This is a genomic window from Stenotrophomonas africana, assembly GCF_013004645.1.
Classification (GTDB): Bacteria; Pseudomonadota; Gammaproteobacteria; order Xanthomonadales; family Xanthomonadaceae; genus Stenotrophomonas; species Stenotrophomonas africana.
On the sequence record NZ_JABEME010000004.1, the window covers coordinates 24,972 to 47,298 of the forward strand.

A 22,327-nucleotide genomic window follows, 5' to 3' on the forward strand; every position below is an offset into this window, starting at 1 on the left:
GCGTCGATGGCGCGTGGGAACTCCGCACTGCGCGGAAAACCTGCCTTGGTAGAGTCGACTGTTAGTCGACTGCTCTTCGCGGGATGCCGAAACCCCGCGCTGCGCGCGATAGTCGACTAACAGTCGACTCTACCGCTGGTCGGTTCGGTCACGCGCTGGTCGGTTCCATCACGCGCTGGTCAGTTCCATCACATCGTGCGCAGCGCGCTCAGCGCAACGCGCCCAACCATGCCACGCATGCTTCGCTCGGGCTCTGCTTGGCCTTCACCGTCATGCCGCTCACGCGCACGAAGGTCTGCGCGGCCTGCGCCACCACCTGGCGTGCGATCAGCGCCGCCTGCTTGGTCGCGGCCTGCTGCTTGCGCAGCTGCACGATGTGCACCGAAGGCCGGCCCACCGGCGCGTACTTCTGGTCGCGGCGCAGTACATCGGCCACCTGCGCCACTTCGAATTCGGCCTGCAGGTAGCGGTGCTGTGCCTCCACCAGCTCACGCAGCGGCGCGCGCAACGCAGCGGTGTCGGCGAAGGCGGCCAGTGCCGCATCGCAGGCGGCGTCATCGGCAAAGCGGGTACGCAGCGCGTCCACGCTGGCCAGGGTCAGTTTGGCCATGTGGGCCTCGTTGCTGCAGGAAAGGAGCGCGATTGTCGCATTGGTTGGCGGCTGACGCGTTGAACCGGGCGGCGGAATACCTGTAGAGCCGAGCCCACGCTCGGCTCATCGCGCGCAGCGCGAGGGTTCACCGATCGCGGAACGAAGAGCAGCCGAGCATGGGCTCGGCTCTACAATGGCCCGCTTTTCATCCACGGAAGGAAGACCCATGCAGGACGCGCAGTACTGGTTGAACGAATTCTGGTCGGGCCTGAGCCTGCTCGACCTAGTGGGCGGCAGCCTGCTCGGCACGTTGTTTGGCCTGGCGCTGGGCATCCTCGGCTGGCGCTGGCTGCACCGCCGGGGTTGGTTGCAGCGGCGCAAGCGCTGGCATCACTGGCTGCTGGCCAGCTACGTGGTGCTGCTGCCGCTGGCCACCGCCTTCTTCGGGCTGCAGTTGGGCTTCACCGCCGGTGCGCACCGCGCGCTGTTCAAGCAGCTCGATCATTTCCAGCCGCACCTGCAGACCCTGGTGGAAGGCTGGAGCGAAGGCTTCACCGACTCGCTGGACGACCCGCGCATGCGCGAGGCATTGCGCAGCGAGGGCACGGTGGGCGATGTGGCCGACACCATCGCCTCGGCCTATCTCAGCGAACATCCGTTGCCCGGTCTTGATCGTCTTGGCAACGGCCCGTTGGCGCGCGGCACCGGTTGGGTGATCGGCAAGGTGCGCGAAGGCCTGCTGCGCGGCATGGTGGAAGACACGCTGGTGGACAAGGCCGGCACGGTCGGCCTGGAGCCCAAGGTGGTGCGTGAGGCGCTGACCATGCATGTGAATGAGCTGCTGCACACCCGTGGCGTGCTGCGGCTGGTGAAGGCGCAGATCAACGGCATGATGCCCGGCGTGTATTTCGGGTTGCTGTTGCCGCTGCTGATCATCGCGCTGCTGGTGGCGCTGGAGATCTGGGCCGCGCAGCGGTTCGGGTGGGCGGGGCAGGTGGCCAAGCCGCCGGTCGCGGTCACTCCTGTAGAGCCGAGCCCATGCTCGGCTCATCGCGCATAGCGCGATGGGTCCATCGGTGGCCGAGCGGAGAGCAGCCGAGCGTGGGCTCGGCTCTACACAATCAAGGGCATGCGGACCAACGGTCCGCACCCACCAAGCAGGGTCCGCATCCACCGGCTGCCCGGTCAATCGCCGTCGGTTTCGTCCGGGTGCGCCTTCCAGTAGCCGGTCGAGCGGATCCAGTCGCGCGGCACGCCCAGATGGCCTTCGATGAACTTGCGCATCATCCGGGCGCGGCGCGATTCGGTGGCGATCCAGTAGAAGACATCGCCGTCCGGTGCCTCGAAGTCGGTCAGCATGTCTTCCAGCAGCGTGCTGCTTGCTGCCGGGAAGCCGTTGCGCTCCAGCCAGTGGATGCGCACGTTCTCGTACTGCGGCAGGTCCTGGCGTTCGGCCTCGTCGCTCACTTCAATGAAGGCCTGCACCTCGGCACCGTCCGGCAGCACGTCCAGCCAGCGGGCGATGGCCGGCAGCGCGGTTTCATCGCCGATCAGCACATAGGCGTCGTAGCTGTCGGCCACCACGAACGAACCGCGCGGGCCACCGATTACCAGCACGTCGCCCGGCTGCGCGCGTTCGGCCCACGGCCCGGCAATGCCCTGGTCGTGCAGCACGAAGTCGATGGCCAGCTCGCCGGTCTCGTGGTCCCACCAGCGCGGGGTGTAGTCGCGGGCGGGCGAGGGCTCCTTGCCGTCCGGGTAGCTGCGGCCTTCGGCGGTCAGCACCGGCAGCACCATCTCGCCCGCAGCGTTGGGGAAGAACAGCTTGATGTGGTCGTCGGCGCCGGGCGAATCGAAGCCGGCCAGCGCGTCGCCGCCCAGCACCACGCGGCGCATGTGCGGGGTGACTTCTTCGGTGCGCAGCACGGTCAGTTCACGGAAGCGCACATCCAGGCGCAGGCGCGTGTTGTTATGTTCGGTCATGGGGTTACCTGTAAAGGTGTCGCGCGGGGGCGCGCGGCGTAGGGGAGACCTGGCTGGATTCAGTCTGGCTGGGTCGTTGAAAGCGGTGATGCCTCGCTACCGGCCGTACCGTTGAGCAGGGCAGACGCCCGCGTCAGCAGCGTCGCCACTTCTTCCGCTTCGCCCTCGGCCCAGCGGCCGTGGTGATGCACCAGCGCCCGCTTGAACTCGCGCAGGGCACCGGCCAGCGGCGGCGGCAGCGAGGCCTTGGTGATCTCGCGGGCGCGGTCGAAGGCACGCCGCTGTGCCAGGCGCACCTGGGTGCGCTGCACCTTCAGCTCGAACTCGCCGGCGGCGGTGATGCGGAAGATCCGCTTGCCGTCCACTTCCTCGGCCTCGATCCAACCGGCCTGCTCGAAGCTGGCCAGCAGCGGGTACATGGTGCCGGCGCTGGGCGTGTAGGCCTGCATGAACTGGTTGCTGATCAGCTGCATCAGCTCGTAGCCATGGCGGGGTTGCTCGCCGATCAGGGCCAGCACCAGCAGGCGCAGGTCGCCGCGGCTGAGCACCCGCGGCTGGCCGTTGCGGCGCGGCACTTCCGAATGGGTGGAACGGGCTCTGGGAGAAGCGGTGCGGCTCATTTCGATATATCGGTAAACGAGTGTGAAAACGATATATCGATATATCGAAGACGACAATCACCGATCCGGCCACAAGCCGCTCTGTTTTGGGCCACGGCCGGCCGCGTGCCCACGGCAAAAGGGGCGCCCCTTGCAGGGCGCCCCGGCGAAACCGTGGAAGGGAGCAGGGCCGTCAGGCCCATCACTCACGGCCCACCCTGGGCCCGCTGCCCCCACAGATCCAGAGGCAGGTGCGACACGTTGTCGCCGGTTCAGCGCCGGCACGCGCAGCCGATACAGGTGGGCGTGGCGCTGCCCTACAACCGTCATCGGCAGCGGTAACACTGCGTCCTGCACATGGGCGCAGCGGCCCGCAAGCGACAGCCCGTGCAGCCACCAAGGCCCGCCGCAGGGCCTTCAGCGGGCCCGGCAAGCCCCTTGCGGACACTGGCCGGTTGCATCCATACGCCTGCGTAGCCAAGTGACGAAAGCCCTTGGTGCGCTACACTTTGCGGTCTAGAAATCTATACAACAGTCGCGCGCGTGCGTGCGGTTATGGGAGCGCTAATGAACTGGTTGAACGAGGTGCTGAACAACGACCCGAATCCTGTGGAAACCCAGGAGTGGATCGAGTCGTTGAAGGCCGTTATTGATGTCGAGGGCTCCGAGCGCGCGCATCAGCTGCTGGAAGGCATGGTGGAACTGACCCGTCGTTCGGGCGCCTACCTGCCGTTCTCTCCCACCACCGAATACGTCAACACCATCGAACCGCAGTTCGAGGCCAAGAGCCCGGGCAATGCCGAGCTGGAATGGCGCATCCGTTCGATCATCCGCTGGAACGCGATGGCCACCGTGGTCCGCGCCAACCGCAAGCCGGGTGACCTGGGCGGCCACATCGCCTCGTTCGCCTCCGGCGCCACCCTGTACGACGTGGGCTTCAACCACTTCTGGCGCGCCCCGAGCGAAAACCACCCGGGCGACCTGCTGTTCATCCAGGGCCACAGCGCCCCGGGCATCTACGCGCGTTCCTTCCTGGAAGGCCGCATCAGCGAAGAGCAGCTGGACAAGTTCCGCATGGAAGTGGACGGCGGTGGCCTGTCCTCGTACCCGCACCCGTGGCTGATGCCGGACTACTGGCAGACCCCGACCGTGTCGATGGGCCTGGGCCCGCTGGCCGCCATCTACCAGGCGCAGTTCATGCGCTACCTGGAAAACCGTGGCCTGATCGAGAAGTCCGACCGCAAGGTGTGGTGCTTCATCGGCGACGGCGAGAGCGACGAGCCGGAAACCCTGGGTGCCATCGCCCTGGCCGGCCGTGAAGGCCTGGACAACCTGATCTTCGTGGTGAACTGCAACCTGCAGCGCCTGGACGGCCCGGTGCGCGGCAACGGCAAGATCATCCAGGAACTGGAAGGCGTGTTCCGTGGCGGCGGCTGGAACGTGATCAAGCTGCTGTGGGGCGGTTACTGGGATGCCCTGCTGGCCAAGGACACCAATGGCGTCCTGAAGAAGCTGATGATGGAAACCGTCGACGGCGAATACCAGAACTGCAAGGCCTTCGGCGGCGCGTATACCCGCGAGCATTTCTTCGGCAAGTACCCGGAAACCGCCGCGATGGTCGCCGGCCTTTCCGACGACGACATCTGGCGCCTGAACCGTGGTGGCCACGACCCGCACAAGGTGTACGCCGCCTACCACCAGGCCGTGAACACCAAGGGCATGCCGACCGTCATCCTGGCCAAGACCGTGAAGGGTTACGGCATGGGCAGCGCCGGTGAGGCACTGAACCCGACCCACCAGACCAAGAAGCTGGACGACGAAGCGGTGCGCCACTTCCGCGACCGCTTCAACATTCCGGTGACCGACGCGCAGCTGGCCGACGGCCAGGTGCCGTTCTACCACCCCGGCCCGGATTCGCCGGAAGTGCAGTACCTGCAGGAACGCCGTGCCGCGCTGGGCGGTTACCTGCCGCAGCGCCGCCGCAAGGCCGACAAGACCTTCGTGGCGCCGAAGCTGGAAGCCTACGAGCGCCTGCTGAAGAGCAGCGGCGAGCGCAGCTACTCCACCACCATGGCCTTCGTGCAGAGCCTGAACATCACCCTGCGCGACAAGGAACTGGGCCCGCACATCGTGCCGATCGTGGCCGATGAAGCCCGTACCTTCGGCATGGAAGGCCTGTTCCGCCAGATCGGCATCTACGCGCCGTTCGGCCAGAAGTACAAGCCGGTCGACGCCGACCAGCTGATGTTCTACCGCGAAGACCAGAGCGGCCAGGTGCTGCAGCAGGGCATCAGCGAGCCGGGCGCGATCAGCTCGTGGATGGCGGCCGGTACCAGTTACTCGGTCAGCAATGTGCCGATGTTGCCGTTCTACATCTACTACTCGATGTTCGGCTTCCAGCGCGTGGGCGACATCGCCTGGCAGGCCGCCGACATGCGTACCCGCGGCTTCCTGCTCGGTGGCACCGCCGGCCGCACCACGCTGAACGGTGAAGGCCTGCAGCACGAAGATGGCTTCAGCCATCTGGTGGCCGGTGGCATCCCGAACGTGCGCAGCTACGACCCGACCTTCGGCTTCGAAGTGACGGTGATCCTGCAGCACGGCACCAAGCGCATGATGGAAGACCAGGTGGACGAGTACTACTACGTCACCCTGATGAACGAGAACTACACCCACCCGGAAATGCCGGAAGGCGCGGCCGAAGGCATCGTCAAGGGCATGTACCTGCTGACCGACGCCGGCAAGCCGAAGAAGGGCGAGCTGCGCGTGCAGCTGCTGGGTTCGGGCACCATCCTGCGCGAAGCCATTGCTGCTGCCGAGCTGCTGGACAAGGACTTCGGCGTGACCGCCGATATCTGGAGCTGCCCGAGCTTCAACGAACTGCGTCGCGATGGTTTCGACGTGGAACGTGCCAACCGCCTGCATCCGGAAGGTGAGCAGCGCAAGGCCTACGTGACCGAGCTGCTGGAAGGCCGCCAGGGTCCGGCGATTGCCGCCACCGACTACGTGCGTGCGTATGCGGACCAGATTCGCGCGTTCGTGCCGATGTCTTATACGGTGCTGGGTACGGATGGGTTTGGTCGCTCGGATACGCGTGCGAACCTGCGTCGGTTCTTTGAAGTGGACCGCTACTACATCGCGCATGCCGCGATTGCGGCGCTGGCGAAGGAAGGGAAGATGACCGCAAAGGATGTGGCCCGGGCGATCAAGCAGTACAAGATTGATCCGGAGAAGGCTAATCCCGTTGGGGTTTGATTGAGATTAAGAGCGTTACCTAGAGGAAATGCGACTCCGGCAGCATTGCTGCCGGAGTCGCGGCCGCGAGAGTCCAACGGAAAAGGACCACAGGGGAGCGGGATGTCGGCGAAAGAGATAGAAATCAATTCTCTGTCTGAGCTAATGAGCTCAGTGGAAGAATGGTTGGCGCAAAGCACCGGACCGCGATGGTTCCGAGGATCAGGGAATCACCCCGTCTACGAGCTGGTTCCAAGCCTTATGAGACACCCGGACGTGGTTGCAGATCCGTCGAATGCCTTGACGTTCGAATTGCGACTCAAGTCCAGGTTTCTGCAGACAAGTGCGCCATTTTTGAAGTCAACGCCGGCGACTGACTTCGATTGGTTGTTTCTTCAACAGCACTATGGTGTACCTACCCGGCTGCTGGATTGGACTGAAAACCCATACATCGCACTGTACTTTGCTCTTTCCAGTAGTCGTCCAGAAGCAGACGCTTGCGTTTGGATGCTTGATCCTGTTGCATGGAATAAAAGGGCCTTAAATAATGAGCGGTTGGACCGTGTCCCAGATCCGACTATGCCTCAGGCTGCGGAGTTTCTTAAGGATCCCGGAGGCGATTTTGCTCCATCTGACCCAATCGCGATTCTCGGAAATCACACGAATAGTCGAATCACCGCCCAGCGAGGAAACTTCGTCATGTTCTGCAGATCGACAGAGAGTATGGAAAAGAAGGCCTATGCAGAAGACTCGTTGGTTTGTTTGAAGGTTCCCGCTGCAAGGAAGCAATTCCTGCACGGAAACTTGTTGCGAATAGGGTACACGCATTCTGTGGTCTATCCGGATCTCTCGGGACTTGGTACCGAAATTAAAACTACATTTGGATTTCAGTGATGGAAAACGTCTTTGTTGTCCGCCCATTCTCATCCAGTAGCATATCGTGGTGGTATGCAGAGCGGGACCAGATTGATTTTTCTCCTGCGTACCAAAGGAAATCAGGAGTATGGGGTGTTGCGGATCGAGCCTATCTGATTGATTCAATAATCAACGGATACGACGTTCCCAAGTTCTACATCGCTGATTTCAGTTACTCCGGGAGCAAGCTCAACAAGTCTGGTAAACCGTACGCAGTGATTGATGGTAGGCAGCGGCTGGAAGCAATCTTCGGCTTCTTGGATGGGAAATTTCGGCTGGGCAAGGACTCTGTGTATTTTGCTGATCCTTCTGTAAGGCTTGCCGGCCTTGATGTCGTGGAGCTGAGAGAAAAGCATCCAAGGATACTAGCGAGAATTGAAGCCTTTCCTCTCTCGGTTATGTCGGTGATCACTGATCAAGAAAGCAGGATTAATGATCTGTTTGTGAGGCTAAACAGAAGCAAGCCACTTACGGGCGCTGAAGTCCGTAGCGCGATGCTCGGTGCGGTCCCTGGTTATATCAAGAGCCTAGCCGATCACAAATTTTTCTCTCGATGCGTATCATTTAGCAATTCTCGCAAGCAACATGAGAACGTTGCCGCGAAGATACTCCTCCTGGAGCATCGGGAGGACTTCGTAGATACAAAGAAGGCCACGCTCGATAGGTTCGCGGCTGAAGCTATCCTTACCGAGCAGAGTTTTGAGCGGGCATTTAAACGCGCGCGTTCTGTTCTGCGGCAAATGTCGATCGAGTTTTATGCAAGCGACAGCCTCTTGCGATCGTCTGGCAATCTGCCGGTCTATTACTGGATTTATCGAAGTGGTGTGGAAAATGCGAGCGGCTTTAGTGCCCGAGATTGCATTGATCACTTCGAGAAATTTCGGCGAGCTAATCCGAATAGAAAAGACGTTGCGGCGTACAATCTGGCTTCACGAAGCGCAAATGATGAGCATACCTATCGAACTAGGTTCAATATTCTTCAGAAATTCGTTTCGGAATTTTCAGGTTGAGTCGAGCTGATTCGAATCTAAGGTGCCATATATTAGTATGGGAGAAGGTTTTCTCTAGCGCCTTAGATGATTATTTTATTCAGGGGGAGGGATGGTAGAGTCATTTAATCCGTTGGACGTCAATAATATTGGCGTAACTCTGGCGGTTGAGCTTCTGGAGCAGGACATCTGTCCGCTTCCCCCTGCTAAATTTCCTGGAGCTGGGGTCTACGCCATTTATTACTCAGGTCCGCATCCGGCGTATGCAGGCATAGTATGTCGAGATGGTGGTGAAGGTGGGCTCCGATACCCCATTTACATCGGAAGCGCGGCCAGGGAGAACGCGAAGCAGGGGTTTAATCCCAGTCCAACTACTGAGGCCAGGATATGGAATCGCCTCAAAAATCACGCGGAATCGATTAGGTCGGTTGTTGGCTGTGGCGAGTTCGATCTCAGAGAGAAGGACTTTCACTGCCGATACTTGGTGTTGGACGATGCGTATATTAACTTGGCGGAGTCTGTGCTGATTGCAGCGTTTAGGCCGGCATGGAATGGGATCGGCTTTGGAAGTAAAGTCGTAGGTAAACGACGACAGGAGCAAGTGGCCTCCCTTTGGGATTCGCTTCATCCAGGTCGCAAAGGACGTCCAGCCGGCGATTTGGAGAGGAGAGCGCTTGCGCTCAAGCAGATGGCTGAAAGCGTCGAAAAGGTGAATTCGAGTCGAGAGGATCCCCGGGTCGCGCGCATGGTTGAGAAGATAAGGAAATTTATCTAGCGGCCCGGTCTCTGGTCCAAGAGTGGAGATTGCAATTATTCAATATTTTTCCTGGTTGCGCGATTTCTGTGATCGCAGTTATTGCACGATGAGTTAACTCTACGATTGAGAAAAAATTAATCTCCTTTAGCCTCAATAAATTTGTCTGATAGACAGGTTGGGAGAACCTTTAAATAAGTTGCAGCATCTTCCGCTACTCTTGACTGGCTCTCTGGCCGATCTGAAAGACGCTGAGCCCATTCGCGTCCGGGATGGAGGACGTCCCACCTAGGCCGCATTCCGGCGTGGCGGCCCTTCCCAGGGTTATGGTTTCCAAATCCATCAATCAGTGAATTCCACACAGGTGTGAAACGGGAGATGATGAGGGACTCGCCGAGCGGGATCCAAATGTCATCGACAACCAGGAATCGGCAAAAAAAGTCCTCGATGTTTAGGTTCGTCGCAGCCCTGATGCTTTCCCCGTGCTCCTTAAGCCTCTTAAAGAGGACCTTGCCAGGCGGAACGTCGGTACTTGCGCCCATACGAGCGCCGGCTGGAACAGCCTTCCCCACGTAGATGGGTAGCATGAACTTTCCATCGTTGTTGAGCCGGGCGATTTGCTCGTAAGCTTCGAAGTCGCCTGTGTAATAGATGGCATAAATGCCTGCACCATCAAACTGGGGAAGCTGGCCAAGTGGATGCACTTCCTTCGTAAGCAGAGCCTCGGCAACGCTCGCGCCGAGGTTCTTCTTATCCAGTGGATTGAATTGAATTACTTTGGCCGTCATGCGCGCTTTCTTTTGGTGTTTGCTTCATTCTTGGCGATTTGCGACAGTCCCGCAATCGCGAGTTGCTCCGCAACACTTGCCGCGACCCGCTGCCCCAGCAACACGGGGACTGCATTCCCAAGCTGACGCATGGTTTCCGACCAACTCCCGTGGAACTGGAATCCATCGGGGAACGTCTGGATTCGAGCGCTCTCCCGGATCGTGAAGTAGCGCACTGAGCCGTCATCTTTCACCAGCATGTTCTCCCCGCCTGGCACTCCATGACCGCCGGCCTTGAGCGTCTTTGCGGGCAGATCGAGAGGGCTACCGGTATGTCCAGGGTAGGAGCGTGCACCTGCCTGGTGGATGTGGTTCGCAAACTTCTTTGCCTCACGACCTTCCGGATCTGGAAGCCCTTGCAGTGCGTCTCGAACCGTCCGCCATGCTTGCGTAGGCAGCATCGTACGGAACTGCTGCAACTTAGCAACGCGTGCTGCGAGCTTCGCGGGCATCTTGGGTTGACGTATGCCGTGACGTTTCCAGTAGATCCCGGTCACCCATTGATCATGCAGAAGAGCGTCATAGCTATGGGTCTCATGCGGGAACGACCATTCCACGCCAAGATCGTCTCTGAAGCCCACCAAGAACACACGCTCACGCTTCTGCGGTACACCGAAGTTCGCAGCATTTACCAGCGTAGGGATGACATTGTAAGTGTGGCCCTTCCCCTTCCGCTTGCCTGATGTCTTCTCGACCTGAAGGCGCGCCAGGTGATCTGACCAGTCCTCGTCCTTGCGGGGAGGGACATCCGGGAACTCCAACTGCAGTTGAATGTAATGGAAGTAGTTCGCGAACTTGGCGCGAGTCAGCCCCTTCACGTTCTCAACAATGAAGGCCTTCGGTCGCAGTTGCCTGATGATCTCGACAGTCGCCGGGAACATATCCCGTCCGTCTTCATGCGCCTTGTGTTTGCCGCCAATGGAGAATGGCTGGCAGGGTGGTCCTCCAGCCAGAAGCTCAATGTCCTGCGGGATGGAAGACCAGTCGAACGAGCGGACATCACCTTCATGCAGGGTCCATCCACGAACAAGGGGGTAGTCGCGCCGTTGATTCTCGCGGACCGTGTCACATGCCCACTTGTCCCATTCGACCACGGCCAAGTGCTCGAAACCGGCAATTTCGCATCCCATGGCCAAACCGCCGGCTCCTGCGAAAAGCTCAACCGATCTCATTCCAATACTCCAGTGAATTTTTCTTGATTGGACCAGTGGTCCACATAGACTTGGACGCGATCATCCTTCTTCCGAAATGAAGGATGGCGTCGTGCTGAGTGAGATTTCCATGCCCAAAGCCGACAACACTGCAATCAGCTTTCTGCTGCCGAGCTCAGAAAGGCGACCCCTTTCGAATCGTGAAAGCAGTTCAGCAGTTACGCCGCTGGTCTTCGCTACGTCGATCTGCTTCAAGCCCAGCTGCTTACGCCTAGCCGCTACTTGACAGCCTAGTTCTTGGAGGGTCTTCACGCCCGTCTTCCGTACTCGATACGGTTCAATTATTGATCTATACGTCAAGTGAGGCAAGTGAAATCCGGACGGGAAGGATCTCCCTCTGCTGTCTCAGGAGCTGAGACAACCAGGCGGGGGCCCTACGCCCAGGCACATTGTGATCGGTGCCAGGCTAGCGAGTCAGGGCTGACCGAAAGTGTCGCTGATACTGGAGACGCCAGTTCCTTGCCGACAAGGTCGCTATAGCTTGATTGGTGCAATGCAGGGGCCAGGGACATCTGCAGGGACGTCGGGTCCACGGCGATAAGGTAGAGGTCAAAAAGGGTATGAACGTCTGCGCGCAACAGAAGACCGTTGCTGACCACGCTACTCGACTGGCCGGAATAGGGGCGGATGTGGGCCGCCTCAAGCGCATCGACCACATCGCACCCAGTCATCGCACACCGACCGCCGTATGCGTCCAGCAGTGCCTTGCGGAAGGCAGGCTGCCCGCGGCGCCGAACGATAGCTGCCAGCACACGCCGCCTCTCGTCCACCTCGTCTGTTGGGGAGAAACTGCCAGATGCCTCTGCCGCTTTGGCCTCCTGCTGCAACAGCCCTCTTGTAGGACCAGAGACCGACGTGAGCGTCTCACCGGAAAGCCCGAGGAGCTTGGCAAGTTTCGGCTCAACCTTTGCACCCACGTTCGATGCTGGAAGAAGCCCGGGTAGCCAGGGCTTGCCTGCCTGATCCAGAACGTGGGAGATGTTCTGCATGCGGTACTCCCAGGCCTTGGACGTACGCCCGTGGCGGGCGGCCAGTTCCCGATAGACCCTTGCCTTCTCAAGGGCTGATCCATTGGCAAGACGGGCCTCCATTTGGCGATACGCCTCAACGGCAGCAGCCAATTCGTCTTCAGTCCACCTACTCACAGCCTTCCCCTATCCGCGACCGCACGTGGCGTTCTGGGGAAAGTATGCCGTAAACGACACAATGAGCCGCTAATGGCTTGAGGCGGAGGAGCGTAGTGTGCCAGCGCAAACCGCAGACTGTTCAGGCCCCTCGATGCGTCTTGTATGTGGAGCTCAGTTGCAAAGCCCTAATCGCCCGGAAGTAGTCGGCTACTCCAGCGCTGGAGTAGAGGTTGAACGCAAGGCGTCTCACTGGCTTGGCCTGTGAAGCCTAGGATGAGCAACTGTGATGATGAGTTGTCCACCAGCAGAGCGGGCTCGCCTCGGCAAGTGAGCTCGAAGTACCTTGCTTCGAAGCGCCCGGTGCCGAGCGTTGCATCTTCAGCCGCTAGGCTTAGGGCCTCCTCGCGCATGACAGCAAATTCGGTAGCCGAGAGCTTGGGGTAGATCTTCAGCTCCAAATCGTCTTTGGGCAGGTGGCAGTGGGCGAGCGCTGAACCAATCAGCGCTGCCAAGCACAGTACTGCGTACGTCAGAGACTTCATTGGAAGTCCTGCAGATCAGAGGCGAACGGACAACGGGGCCGCGACGACAGCCCACAGCCTATTGCTTTGAGGTTCAAGCCTTGGGCGCTACTCCCGCACGTGCAACCGCTCAGCCACTTGCGCGGTCAACGCCACACACGCCATCTTCAACCCTTCCATCACCCGATCCCCGAGGTACTCCTCGGGCGCGCCGTTCTGCCGAGTCCGCTCCGCAGCCAACATCAGCTCCGCCACCACGCGCAGCCCGGCCAGCGCGCAATCCGCATCCGCCAGTTGAAGACAACGCCCAGGCAGTTGATGCCGCTCCGGCCAAGGCTGGCCGTCCGCAGCCGCACCAGTGCCGATGCGATGCAACGTGGCGACGAAGGCGTTGGGATCGATGGATCGTTCGCGGTCGGGTTCGGTGTTGTCCGGATCGTACTGCGCGTGCAGGGAACGGAAGTCCGATGTGTTCATGGCAATGCTCCGTACAGGACAGACAGCAGCGCCACCGATAAAAGTGGCGGACGATGCGAGGCTCGAAAACCGGTCAACAACCAATCCGGCGGGTCCGAAGACCCCCACGCACCGCCCGCCATGGACCGCGAACGGATTGCCAGCCGGCGTCACACGAACGTGACGCCGGCTGGCAAGCGCAAACACATGGTTGTTGACCGGGTTTTCGACGCCCGTGCCACCCTGTGTGAGGTGGCATGCCAAGGTGTACTCGCATGGCTGCGAGATGCCAAGAAACCGTAGGCCGCAGAGGCCGCAAATGCTGACGCTTACGGCATTGTTGCATGGCGCACGCGCGACAGAACCCTTGCGGTGCAGCGGTTGGGGCCGTTGTTAAGCTACCGCCCGAATGCGCTTCAAAAAGTACGGTTTGCAGCCGTGTAGGATCCCAAAAGCGACACCTAGCCCGCCGAGCTGATACGTGCAGCGGGCCGATTGCGACACAGCTTAACTTTGCAGCGCCACGCCCGGCCGTGGCCACAGTGCATCGTCGCGCTCCAGGTCGTAGTCGCTGCCGAACGCCAGGGCAGCCTCACGCGGCGGAAGGTCTGTGTAGCAGCCCAGCAGGTATTCATCCATGCCGGCATCGCGATGGTCGATGGCGAACAGGCGGAGGAGCTCCTTGTCGAAGGCTTCCAGCCATGCGGGGTCGATCTTGGTCATGGGCATCCTCCAGTGGGGGAGGGAGAATGGTCTGCCTCCATCTCAGAGGATGCGATGGAGGGCACAATCTGCCTCTCAGTCATCACTGGGCGGCATCAGCGGAAACCGTGAGCCTGTCGCTGCCTCGAAACGACCATGCCAAGAGGGGTAAGCTCCATCTGCGGTGTCATTGAAGCGAATCCAGGGACGCAGGAGATGAAGCAAAGCCCCATCCAAGGCCCTCAAGCGGGCCAGTTCTACTTGTTCTCACCAGATCTGGAAAGCAGCCGTCCTTTCCGGGGCGCCGAGGTTGAGAACCTGTCGGTGTTGCTCGATCCACCGCGCATCATTCTGCGCCCGGACAATGGGGGTTTCCCGGCGCTTCGCGAGAAGCCACGCATCGTCTTCGATGCTTTCAAGGGCCCTGAGCCACGTGATCTGGAGGGCGGCTTCAGCGGCTACTGGCTCGTCTCGGAACGGCTGTGGCAGGTGATGAAATCCGTGGATCCGCATGCGTTCGACTTTGTTGAGTGTGATGTCCGCCTGGCCGATGGCACACCTATGCCACGGCGTTTCCTGTGCGACGTGATGCGTGAACTGGACGCGATAGACGAGGAGCATTCAAGGCTTGATATCGAGATCGATGAGGACTTCGTCAACGGAAAGTTCTATTCGATTGCAGGCGGGGCGAGTCTGGCCATTCGCTCTGAGGTGGTGCGAGATGGGCATGTCTTCCTGACTCCATTCAGCACCTTCGTGATCGCGAGCCGCGAATTTGTTGATGCAGTTCACGCGGCGGGGCTTCCCGCGAATCCTCGGGATAGCGGCATCTCCTTCGTGGACGCTGCGGCAATCTGACCTTAGGGAGCAGACAACTGATGGCAAACCAGTTGCGACGTGTTGAACAGCCGCACGGTTCAGTCAGGCACGCCCGGCTGTAGCCGCTGCCCATCGTCCGGCTCCACGTCGTAGTTGCTGCCGAACACCAGGACTGCCTCGTGCGGTGGAAGGTCCGCGTAGCAGCCCAGCGGGTGGTCGTCCAAGCCGACCTGGCTATTGTCGATGACGACCGAGTGAAGGGCTCCCATTGGACGGGTGATCTACGTGTAATGGATCTTGTTGTCATCCGATTTCCGGCTGCTGCAGACCGGGTTACAGGAAGTATGCCCATTCAGCACGTATCTTTAGGATTGCGAGTATTGCTCCGTGAGCGGCCCCCGGTAAGCTGTGTCCAGTGCAGGAATCAGAATGAGATGGAGATAGCGCATGGATTCGACCTCAGCTAATCGCCCCCGGAAGGGGGAGTTCTTTCTCCTTGAGGCCGGTGCAATCAGCGGCCCTGCATGCGGGGTCGTCTTCGAGAATCTGGATCGTCTGCTGTCTCCTCCCCGCATGATCCTGCTACCAGAGGAGGGGGGCATTCCACCACTCCGCGAAGTTCCGCGATTGGCTTTCAATCCCAGCATGGGCGCACCGCCGCGGGATCTGGAGCCGGGATTCAGCGGATACTGGCTCGTCTCGAAACGACTGCATGACGTGATGATTTCCGTTGATCCTCACGCCTTTGCCTTTGCGGAGATTGACTATCGGCTGGAAGATGGCAGCCAAGGCGACCGCCGCTACTTGTGCACTGTGATCCGGGTAGTTGATGCGTTGGACGAAGGTGCTTCCAAGCTCTTTATTGATACCTCCGAAGATTTCATCAACGGGAAGTTCTACGATCTTGGCGGTGGTGCAAGTGTGACGTTTGATCGTGGCGCGCTCGGCCAGGCGCACGTCTTCAAGACACCTTATACAGCCTCTGTCTTTTGCGACCACGTGTTCAAAGACGCAGTGGAAAGCGCTGGCGTGGCTACTGACAATGATGCCGATGGCATGTGGTTTATTGACGCTGCAGATATCTAGCCGCGTTGCAGCTGCTGAGCAGGAAGGAGCCTGATCGATGCCTCGCAACGGACCTGACTTTCAAGAGCATCACGCGATCGAGCAGCGTACGCTAGCGCGTAGCCCACTGCTCAGGATGCTCGCCGACTCCGGTCATTTTGATATCCACGCCCCGGAGAATCGGATCTTTCTCCCGGCTGATCCGGCGTTTGCTCAAACGCTGGGAATCACTCCGCACAGTGGTGGCCCTATCGCCGACTATCAGATCGGCCTCCTGCAACGTTTGCGTCGCTTGGAGCAGACGCCCGACGGAGTGGCCGCGTTAAACGGAGACGCTGCGGCACAGGCGCGGATTTCCGGGCGGGTAGAGGCACTGCGCGACACGGTACGGGTCGGCCTGATCAATGGTGATCTCTACACCAACGCTCCCTATGGTCTAAAGCCTGACGATATTCGGCCACAGGTTCAGAGCTTCTTCTTCAACGAAGCCCGTTATGGCCAGTTGAACGCTCCCCAGCTTCAACAGCTTAGGAGCTTCACGCCGATCGATAGCGGCTGGGCGGGTGTTACTCATTCGGAGCATCGTGTAGTGGCCACGCTCCGGCACATTCAGTCATCTCCCAATCCGTTAACACGTGGAGGTGGAGCGGAGTTGCAGCGTCAAGGCCTTTCGGAGGCAATCTCCAGCGCCTACCACGGTGGCAGGCTGAGCATATCCTCAGAGGGAGTCCTGATAGTTGAGAATGCTCTGGGTAAGGAAGCGGCAGACCCATTGCGCGTTCCGCAAGGTCAGCGAGGATTTGCAACTACCAGCATCCTCCTCGGCGAAGCCTCCACCAGCCAACTGATCCGCTCCGGCGGCCTGCTCGCCTCCGGCGCCGACGCCGTTATCACCGCCCGCCGCACCTCGCAGTTGCTGGAAGAGGGCAACGGCACCGCCGCCCAGTCCGAGCTCACCCATGCCTTGGCGCGCAACGGCGGTGGCTGGGTCGGTGGCATGGCCACCGCGTCGGTGATCGGCACCTCCAGCTTCGTCCCTGCGGCCATCGTCGCGGGCGATGCGCTGCTGATGAGCAAGGCGTTCGACAAGGGCGCCGATCTGCTCGACAACCGCGCCGTCTACCGGCAGACCGACAAGGCCGATGTCACATGGCAGTTCGATGGCCGCAACTGGCAGCGCCAGGCGGTTATGGACAGCACAGGCGACGGCCTGGGCAATCCGGCTGAGCGCAGTGTGGGTGCCAGTTACGAGAAGGCCCGCGAGCTGGGCGCATACGCCCACGTAAAAGCGGTAGAGCTGGCGCTGGGCAAGGCGCCGCCGCCGCAGGATCCTTTCAGCATCCCGGCGAAGGACGGCGAGGGCCGTCTGGACAATCCCAACTGGCACCGCGATGCGCAGACCGAGCAGTGGACCCGGCAGGTCAAGATCGGTGTGTCCGGCGCCAACGACCGGGGAGTGTATGAGACGCAGACCGCCAGCCCCGAGCGCGCCAACGAGTTGAATCGCGAGGCGGTGCAGCGCATCGAGAACAACATCGCCAATGGCAAGGCCGCCATTGCCGCCAGCTACCTGGAGACCTACGCCACTACCCGCGCCAGCGACTTCGTGCCGCTGGTGCCGGAAGCGGTGGAGCAGGCGCGTGCCAGGCCCGACGCCATCCAGGGCTCGGACAACCAGCTTTACCAGCGCGATGAAGAAGGGCAATGGCACCACGCTGGCCAGATCGCGCAGGGGAACATGGCGCTGGAGCTGGAACTAACCCGCACCATCCAGCAGCCGTCGCTCGATCAGTTCAACCAGACTATTGCCGCATTGGAATCGCGGCCGCTGCCGTCTGCGGCGGAGGTGAACCAGAACGAGCTGCGCCACAGCTACTACGCTGCGGGCGTTGCGCTGTCACCGGCGTGGGAGCAGGCCATTGCGCTGGCCACGGCGCGCACGCGCGAGCAGCACGGCATAACCGGGGCCACGCTGCAGGAGCTGGGGCCTGTAGCCGAGGGCAACGCGGGCGCCTCCCGGCCCATCACGCATTACCAAGTGGGTCAGGATGGCGTGGCGCGCGCCGTCGCGACCACCAGTACGCAGGAGCTGCAGGCCGCATGGAATGAGGTGCGGGCGCGTGCCAATGAGCAGGCGCCGGTGCCGGACTCACCCGAGCTGCGCATTGCAGCGCTGTCGGCGGGTGAGCAGGAGGCGTACCGGCAGGCAATGCAGGAGGCAAATCGGCTGGGTGCTGCGCAGGTGGATGCTGGGCAGGCTGCCCGAGCGGCCGCGCAGGTGGCACATGGCGACAAGCCATCCGAGCAGGGCGGGAACGTGGAAGAGCGGCCCGAAGAGCCGGCGACTGCGCAGCCCATTGCGCCTGCGGCGGTAGCGGTCACGCCAGCGGTAGCGGTCGCACCACCACCTACGCCCGCGCCACAGGACAAGCCCGCGCCTCAACGGCACGCCGAGCAGCGGGATCCGCCGCGGCGTGAGGCGGAGCCGCAACCTCAGCCCCATCCAAACAGCGAGGCGCCCACCGAAAGCCGTACCGCTTCACAGACGCCGGAGCCCGCTGGGCCGATGCAGGCACACACGGCCGCACCTGAGCGCGCGACGCCACATGCCGCCGCGCCTCTGGATGCGGCAACGCAGGCGATGCCCACGCAGCGCACAGAGCAGGTACCGGAGCCGGAGCGGATGGCCGCGGTGCCTGCGGTTGCTCCCACGCCAAAGCAGGACATGGCAGTTCAGGAGGTGGAACCGGTGCCCTTCAAGGAGCCGCTGCCTGCTGAGCCTGCGCGCGATCCATGGCCTTTGGAGCAGGAGGCGGCACAACACGTGCCAGAGCCCGAACCGGCGCCATTGGATGACCTCCAGCCCGTCACTGCGGCTTTCACTGTTCCTGCCGAGCCCACGACAGCGCCAGGCCCTGAGCCAGCCGCGCCCGCACCGGATGAGCCATCGGGCCGGCACCGGGCGCTGCAGGATCCCACGCAGCCCGGCCACCCCGATCATGCGCTGTATCGGCAGATCCGCGAGGGCGTGGAAGCGCTGGACGCCAAGCACGGCCGCAGCTTCGACGAAGTCAGCGAACGCATGACGGCCAGCCTTCTGGTACTGGCCAAGGACAACGACCTGGACCGGGTGGACCATGTTCTAGTGAGCAACGCCACGCGTGAACACCCGGCTGGGCACACGCTGTTCGTGGTGCAGGGTGAGCCCAGCAATCCGGCCCATCAGCGCGCTGCGATGCCTACCGAGATAGCGGCGCAGACACCGGTGGAGGAATCACTGCAGCAGTTCGATGCGGTCAGCCGTGAAGCACATCAGCGTGCGCTTGCCGATCAGATGGACCAGCAGCTGGAAGATCAGCGGGTGCAGCACGACATACAGATTCGTGCGGCCAGCGGGGGATGAGCAAGGCACGCGCTGCACTGGCGACCTGCACGGAGGACTGAAGATGACGCCACATGGAAAACGCCGGATCTGCATGCTCGCTGGACTGCTCGTTCTTCTGGCTACGGCGTGCCGACCCGAGGCGGCTCGCGACGCAGGCTCGATCGCAGAGGCCCATCGTCCGGATCTGGTGCCGCTTGTGCGCGCCATGCCCACCTCGTCAATGGATGAACCATTGGCGGTGGAATTCGATGTGGATGTTCCCAGCAGGAATTCCTCTCCGACGCTCATGATCGGCATTCGGGTCAATCGTACGGACGACATCGCGGCATTGGAGGCACTGGTCGATGTTCAGGCATCCGGGTTCCAGGCCAACGTCTCCATGGAGCGCCTGGAATCGAGTGGATGGACGGACGTGCCGTTGCTCCGGCTGGAATCCATCATTGGGGAACCTACCCGGACGATTCCCATCCCCGCCGATGGTCGAGTAACCAGCGCGTGGCTGGACGATGCTGACGTACTGGCGCTGCAGAATGCTGGGCTGGAACGACCCGGTGATACCTACGCACAGCTGGCCTTCGCATGGGCACGCAATCCCTCGCCGGGCCGATACCGGGTTGAAGTGCAACTGCATTCGCCTCTGACGCAGCTTGATCCGTATCACCCCGAACTGCTGATTGCCTACCTGCGCAGGCCCAAGTAGCGAAGCAGTCAGCTTCTTGGATTGCTGGCTGGTTCACACATTCAGCATGCCAGTCGTGGCCCCAACTTTGTCCTCCACCTACCGCCCATCCCACCTATGCCATCATCCGGCCAGGACCGCAGCACCCATCAAGGCTGAACAGGCATGGAGCAGGCAACACGCTACACGGCAACGCTGTACCTGGCCGCCCCCGGCACCCCACTGAAGAGCGGGGGCATTTCGCCGCGCGGCCACATGTACCTGCAGGTGGCAGCAGGCGACGAGGCCCACAGCTATGGCTTCGCACCACCGGGCCACGCGCCGGGCGAAGCCCCCACCGGCGTGCAGTACGCGCAGGTGCGCCACGATGATGCCGACGAGCATCTGGACCCGTACTACAGCCGCACTCTGGAGATCACCGCGGAGCATTACGGCTGCCTGCGTGATTTCGCCGAGGAACCGGCCGAGTTCGAGTTCGATGTCGATCGCCCGGCCACCATCAACCGCTGCAGCGATTTCGTCTGGGCGGCGCTGCACTACGCCGGCTTGCATCCGCTGCCGGCCCCGCTGGACGGCGGCAGCAACCTGGGCGAGTTCGCGGTGCTGTTCAACCTGCCGGAAATACAGTGCATTGCCGCGCCGTTCCCGGGCAGCGATCTGAATGCCGAAACCCATCACGGGATGCCCGAGCGCGAGGCCGAGCGTCATCGCCAGGGCGACCGCGCCAGCGATGAGCCGCCGCCGACGCCGATCGAAGTGGCCGGCACGCTGCTGGACCCCTCGCATCCAGACCATCGTCTGTTCTCGCAGCTCATCCAGAAAGTGGCCGAGCTGGATGCGGCGCATGGTCGCCCGTTCGATGCCGCCAGCCAGCGCATCAGCGCCAGCCTGCTGGTGCTGGCCAAGCAGAACAATCTCTCGCGGGTGGACCACGTGCTGCTCAGCCGGCCGACAAAAAGCAGTCATGCAGCCGAGAGCATCTTCATCGTGCAGGGCGATCGCAACGACCCGGGGCACCGCCGCGCCAGCATCGCTACAGAAGTGGCGGCCAAGACCGATGTGGCCGATTCGCTTCGCTTGAAGGAGCAGTAACCCGCGCGCCTGCCATACGCGCGCCGGCGCACGCCACGCGCCCCACCTGCTACCATTCCCCCGCAACCCCAGCCAGCCCACCCTGCGCAGACAGATGCGGGGCGGGCCGTCGCAGTACGGCCCAGCGAGCCAGGACACCTTCCCGTGCCCATTCAAGGACGCTCGCATGTTCCGTACTCCTCTCTTCCGTTCGGCCGCGCTGGCCCTCGCTGTGTCGCTCAGCCTCGGCGCGCCTTCTGCATTCGCTGACAACGCGCCTGCCGCCAGCGCCACCACCGCCGTGCAGCGCCAGGCCGTGGCCAAGGGCCTGTACGAGCTGGCCTACAGCCCGAAGCAGAACGCCGTGTTCGTGGCCTCCTCCGGCGGCTTCGGCGATGACGCTGGCCCGGCCCAGGTGCTGCGCCTGAACCCGACCACGCTGGCCGTGGAAACCCGCATCCCGCTGGAGCGCAAAGCCTTCGGCGTGGTGCTGGATGACGCCCACAACCGCCTGTACGTGGGCAACACCGTGGACCTGTCGGTGACCGTGGTCGACACCGCGCAGAACAAGGCCGTCGGCACCATCCAGTTGATGGAAAAGAAGACCGGCAAGGACGGCAAGGCCGCTTACACCCATGACCTGCGCGAGCTGGTGGTCGACAGCGCCGCCAACCGCCTGTACGTGACCGGCCACAGCAGCCAGCCGGACGTGAGCAGCGTGCTGTTCGTGATCGATACCACCACGCTGAAGGTGATCAACACCATCGACGGCCTGGGCAATGCCAAGGCACCGGGCCTCGCACTGGATGCGGCCAACAAGCGCGTCTACACCAGCAACCTGCTGGCCGATCTGGTGGTGGTGGGCACCGATTCGAACAAGGTGGTGGCGCAGCACAGGATCGCCGCCGAGCAGCCGATGAACATCGCGCTGGATCCGGCCGGCAAGCGCCTGTTCGTGACCGACCAGGGCTCGGAATTCCTGCGTGGCTACCAGGCCAAGAGCAGCGGCCTGGTCAGCAAGCACCCGGGCCAGCGCGTGCTGGTGCTCGACCGCAGCACCGGCAAGGAACTGGCCAGCATCCCGACCGATGCCGGCCCGCTGGGCATCCTGCTGGATGCACCGCGCAAGCGCCTGTACGTGACCAACCGCGAAGCAGGCACGGTGACCGCCTACAACAGTGACAGCTACCAGAAGGTGGCGACCTACACGGTGCCGACCCACCCGAACAGCCTGGCGCTGGATGCGAAGAACAACGTGTTGTTCGTGAGCATCAAGAACGGCGAGAAGGACGACAAGGGCGCTGACGAGAGCGTGGCGCGCATCCAGCTGTAACTGCGGTGCCCAGGCTGTAAACGCGGGGGCAGGGCGCAATGCGCTGCCCCCTTTTCAAGCTGCAG

General features: G+C 61.8%; 20 protein-coding genes. 11 read left to right on the plus strand and 9 right to left on the minus strand.

The genetic code is table 11. The features are described 5' to 3' along the window. Positions 1–208 precede the first annotated feature (208 nt). Positions 209–610, minus strand: coding sequence for a hypothetical protein (locus HLA98_RS08740; RefSeq protein ID WP_057499930.1), 402 nt, complete (start codon positions 608–610; stop codon positions 209–211). Between the two features lie 208 nt (positions 611–818). Between HLA98_RS08740 and HLA98_RS08745 the strand changes: the two genes are divergently transcribed. Then, complete coding sequence (locus HLA98_RS08745; protein WP_057499931.1) at positions 819–1,652, plus strand: hypothetical protein; 834 nt, start codon at positions 819–821, stop codon at positions 1,650–1,652. A 125-nt stretch (positions 1,653–1,777) separates the two neighbouring features. Here HLA98_RS08745 and HLA98_RS08750 read toward each other — a convergent pair whose 3' ends face one another. After that, positions 1,778–2,575 (minus strand): siderophore-interacting protein, encoded by a 798-nt coding sequence (locus HLA98_RS08750; protein WP_057499932.1) that lies wholly within the window; start codon positions 2,573–2,575, stop codon positions 1,778–1,780. 59 nt (positions 2,576–2,634) lie between these two features. Further along, positions 2,635–3,195 carry a PadR family transcriptional regulator gene (locus tag HLA98_RS08755; RefSeq protein WP_057499933.1) on the minus strand — a complete coding sequence of 187 codons (561 nt, stop codon included), beginning with the start codon at positions 3,193–3,195 and terminating at the stop codon, positions 2,635–2,637. A 546-nt stretch (positions 3,196–3,741) separates the two neighbouring features. On the opposite strand from HLA98_RS08755, the gene aceE reads away from it, so the two are divergent. The 4 genes from aceE to HLA98_RS21450 all read left to right on the plus strand — a co-directional run bounded on the left by aceE (position 3,742) and on the right by HLA98_RS21450 (position 9,087). Beyond that, the gene (gene aceE / locus HLA98_RS08760; protein WP_012478970.1) at positions 3,742–6,429 is read left to right on the plus strand and encodes a pyruvate dehydrogenase (acetyl-transferring), homodimeric type; all 2,688 of its coding nucleotides are present in this window, start codon (positions 3,742–3,744) and stop codon (positions 6,427–6,429) included. A 102-nt stretch (positions 6,430–6,531) separates the two neighbouring features. Further along, positions 6,532–7,302 carry an FRG domain-containing protein gene (locus HLA98_RS08765; protein WP_080392847.1) on the plus strand — a complete coding sequence of 257 codons (771 nt, stop codon included), beginning with the start codon at positions 6,532–6,534 and terminating at the stop codon, positions 7,300–7,302. Next, positions 7,302–8,333: a DUF262 domain-containing protein gene (locus HLA98_RS08770; RefSeq protein ID WP_080392848.1), complete on the plus strand. Its 1,032-nt coding sequence runs from the start codon at positions 7,302–7,304 to the stop codon at positions 8,331–8,333. Before HLA98_RS08765 ends, HLA98_RS08770 begins: the two co-directional genes overlap by 1 nt. Before the next feature lie 91 nt (positions 8,334–8,424). Next, a complete protein-coding gene (locus HLA98_RS21450) occupies positions 8,425–9,087 on the plus strand; it encodes an Eco29kI family restriction endonuclease (protein WP_080392849.1) in 663 nt (220 codons plus the stop codon). Positions 9,088–9,203: 116 nt separating this feature from the next. On the opposite strand, the gene HLA98_RS08780 is transcribed toward HLA98_RS21450, so the two are convergent. The 6 genes from HLA98_RS08780 to HLA98_RS08805 form a co-directional block, all read right to left on the minus strand. Beyond that, positions 9,204–9,854, minus strand: coding sequence for an Eco29kI family restriction endonuclease (locus HLA98_RS08780; protein WP_057499934.1), 651 nt, complete (start codon positions 9,852–9,854; stop codon positions 9,204–9,206). After that, a complete protein-coding gene (locus HLA98_RS08785; RefSeq protein ID WP_057499935.1) occupies positions 9,851–11,065 on the minus strand; it encodes a DNA cytosine methyltransferase in 1,215 nt (404 codons plus the stop codon). The genes HLA98_RS08780 and HLA98_RS08785 overlap by 4 nt, the downstream gene beginning before the upstream one ends. Before the next feature lie 60 nt (positions 11,066–11,125). Next, complete coding sequence (locus HLA98_RS21365) at positions 11,126–11,356, minus strand: helix-turn-helix domain-containing protein (protein ID WP_160320751.1); 231 nt, start codon at positions 11,354–11,356, stop codon at positions 11,126–11,128. 122 nt (positions 11,357–11,478) lie between these two features. Beyond that, the gene (locus HLA98_RS21235) at positions 11,479–12,093 is read right to left on the minus strand and encodes an HNH endonuclease (protein ID WP_232015482.1); all 615 of its coding nucleotides are present in this window, start codon (positions 12,091–12,093) and stop codon (positions 11,479–11,481) included. 767 nt (positions 12,094–12,860) lie between these two features. Continuing rightward, on the minus strand, positions 12,861–13,229 hold the full coding sequence (locus tag HLA98_RS08800; RefSeq protein ID WP_057499938.1) for a hypothetical protein: 369 nt from the start codon (positions 13,227–13,229) through the stop codon (positions 12,861–12,863). A 486-nt stretch (positions 13,230–13,715) separates the two neighbouring features. Then, a complete protein-coding gene (locus tag HLA98_RS08805) occupies positions 13,716–13,931 on the minus strand; it encodes a hypothetical protein (protein WP_170272467.1) in 216 nt (71 codons plus the stop codon). Positions 13,932–14,126: 195 nt separating this feature from the next. Here HLA98_RS08805 and HLA98_RS08810 point away from each other — a divergent pair, with 195 nt between their 5' ends. The 6 genes from HLA98_RS08810 (at position 14,127) to HLA98_RS08835 (ending at position 22,262) form a co-directional block, all read left to right on the plus strand. Then, the gene (locus HLA98_RS08810) at positions 14,127–14,768 is read left to right on the plus strand and encodes a DUF1629 domain-containing protein (RefSeq protein WP_057499940.1); all 642 of its coding nucleotides are present in this window, start codon (positions 14,127–14,129) and stop codon (positions 14,766–14,768) included. 408 nt (positions 14,769–15,176) lie between these two features. Next, positions 15,177–15,815, plus strand: a complete 639-nt coding sequence (locus HLA98_RS08815; protein WP_057499941.1) for a DUF1629 domain-containing protein — start codon at positions 15,177–15,179, stop codon at positions 15,813–15,815. 37 nt (positions 15,816–15,852) lie between these two features. Further along, positions 15,853–19,197, plus strand: a complete 3,345-nt coding sequence (locus tag HLA98_RS08820) for an XVIPCD domain-containing protein (protein WP_080392851.1) — start codon at positions 15,853–15,855, stop codon at positions 19,195–19,197. A gap of 73 nt (positions 19,198–19,270) precedes the next feature. Further along, positions 19,271–19,879, plus strand: a complete 609-nt coding sequence (locus tag HLA98_RS08825) for a hypothetical protein (protein WP_129550588.1) — start codon at positions 19,271–19,273, stop codon at positions 19,877–19,879. 144 nt (positions 19,880–20,023) lie between these two features. Further along, a complete protein-coding gene (locus HLA98_RS08830) occupies positions 20,024–20,950 on the plus strand; it encodes an XVIPCD domain-containing protein (protein WP_057499944.1) in 927 nt (308 codons plus the stop codon). 166 nt (positions 20,951–21,116) lie between these two features. Next, on the plus strand, positions 21,117–22,262 hold the full coding sequence (locus HLA98_RS08835) for a YncE family protein (protein WP_057499945.1): 1,146 nt from the start codon (positions 21,117–21,119) through the stop codon (positions 22,260–22,262). The last annotated feature ends 65 nt before the right edge of the window (positions 22,263–22,327 follow it).

Coding starts and splice junctions, on each gene's coding strand:
- HLA98_RS08755 (WP_057499933.1), bottom strand. CDS start 3,195: ATGAGCCGCACCGCTTCTCCCAGAGCCCGTTCCACCCATTCGGAAGTG.
- HLA98_RS08820 (WP_080392851.1), top strand. CDS start 15,853: ATGCCTCGCAACGGACCTGACTTTCAAGAGCATCACGCGATCGAGCAG.
- HLA98_RS08825 (WP_129550588.1), top strand. CDS start 19,271: ATGCTCGCTGGACTGCTCGTTCTTCTGGCTACGGCGTGCCGACCCGAG.
- HLA98_RS21235 (WP_232015482.1), bottom strand. CDS start 12,093: ATGCAGAACATCTCCCACGTTCTGGATCAGGCAGGCAAGCCCTGGCTA.
- aceE (WP_012478970.1), top strand. CDS start 3,742: ATGAACTGGTTGAACGAGGTGCTGAACAACGACCCGAATCCTGTGGAA.
- HLA98_RS08780 (WP_057499934.1), bottom strand. CDS start 9,854: ATGACGGCCAAAGTAATTCAATTCAATCCACTGGATAAGAAGAACCTC.
- HLA98_RS08815 (WP_057499941.1), top strand. CDS start 15,177: ATGGATTCGACCTCAGCTAATCGCCCCCGGAAGGGGGAGTTCTTTCTC.
- HLA98_RS08800 (WP_057499938.1), bottom strand. CDS start 13,229: ATGAACACATCGGACTTCCGTTCCCTGCACGCGCAGTACGATCCGGAC.
- HLA98_RS08765 (WP_080392847.1), top strand. CDS start 6,532: ATGTCGGCGAAAGAGATAGAAATCAATTCTCTGTCTGAGCTAATGAGC.
- HLA98_RS21450 (WP_080392849.1), top strand. CDS start 8,425: ATGGTAGAGTCATTTAATCCGTTGGACGTCAATAATATTGGCGTAACT.
- HLA98_RS08785 (WP_057499935.1), bottom strand. CDS start 11,065: ATGAGATCGGTTGAGCTTTTCGCAGGAGCCGGCGGTTTGGCCATGGGA.
- HLA98_RS08810 (WP_057499940.1), top strand. CDS start 14,127: ATGAAGCAAAGCCCCATCCAAGGCCCTCAAGCGGGCCAGTTCTACTTG.
- HLA98_RS08830 (WP_057499944.1), top strand. CDS start 20,024: ATGGAGCAGGCAACACGCTACACGGCAACGCTGTACCTGGCCGCCCCC.
- HLA98_RS08770 (WP_080392848.1), top strand. CDS start 7,302: ATGGAAAACGTCTTTGTTGTCCGCCCATTCTCATCCAGTAGCATATCG.
- HLA98_RS08750 (WP_057499932.1), bottom strand. CDS start 2,575: ATGACCGAACATAACAACACGCGCCTGCGCCTGGATGTGCGCTTCCGT.
- HLA98_RS08805 (WP_170272467.1), bottom strand. CDS start 13,931: ATGACCAAGATCGACCCCGCATGGCTGGAAGCCTTCGACAAGGAGCTC.
- HLA98_RS08740 (WP_057499930.1), bottom strand. CDS start 610: ATGGCCAAACTGACCCTGGCCAGCGTGGACGCGCTGCGTACCCGCTTT.
- HLA98_RS08835 (WP_057499945.1), top strand. CDS start 21,117: ATGTTCCGTACTCCTCTCTTCCGTTCGGCCGCGCTGGCCCTCGCTGTG.
- HLA98_RS08745 (WP_057499931.1), top strand. CDS start 819: ATGCAGGACGCGCAGTACTGGTTGAACGAATTCTGGTCGGGCCTGAGC.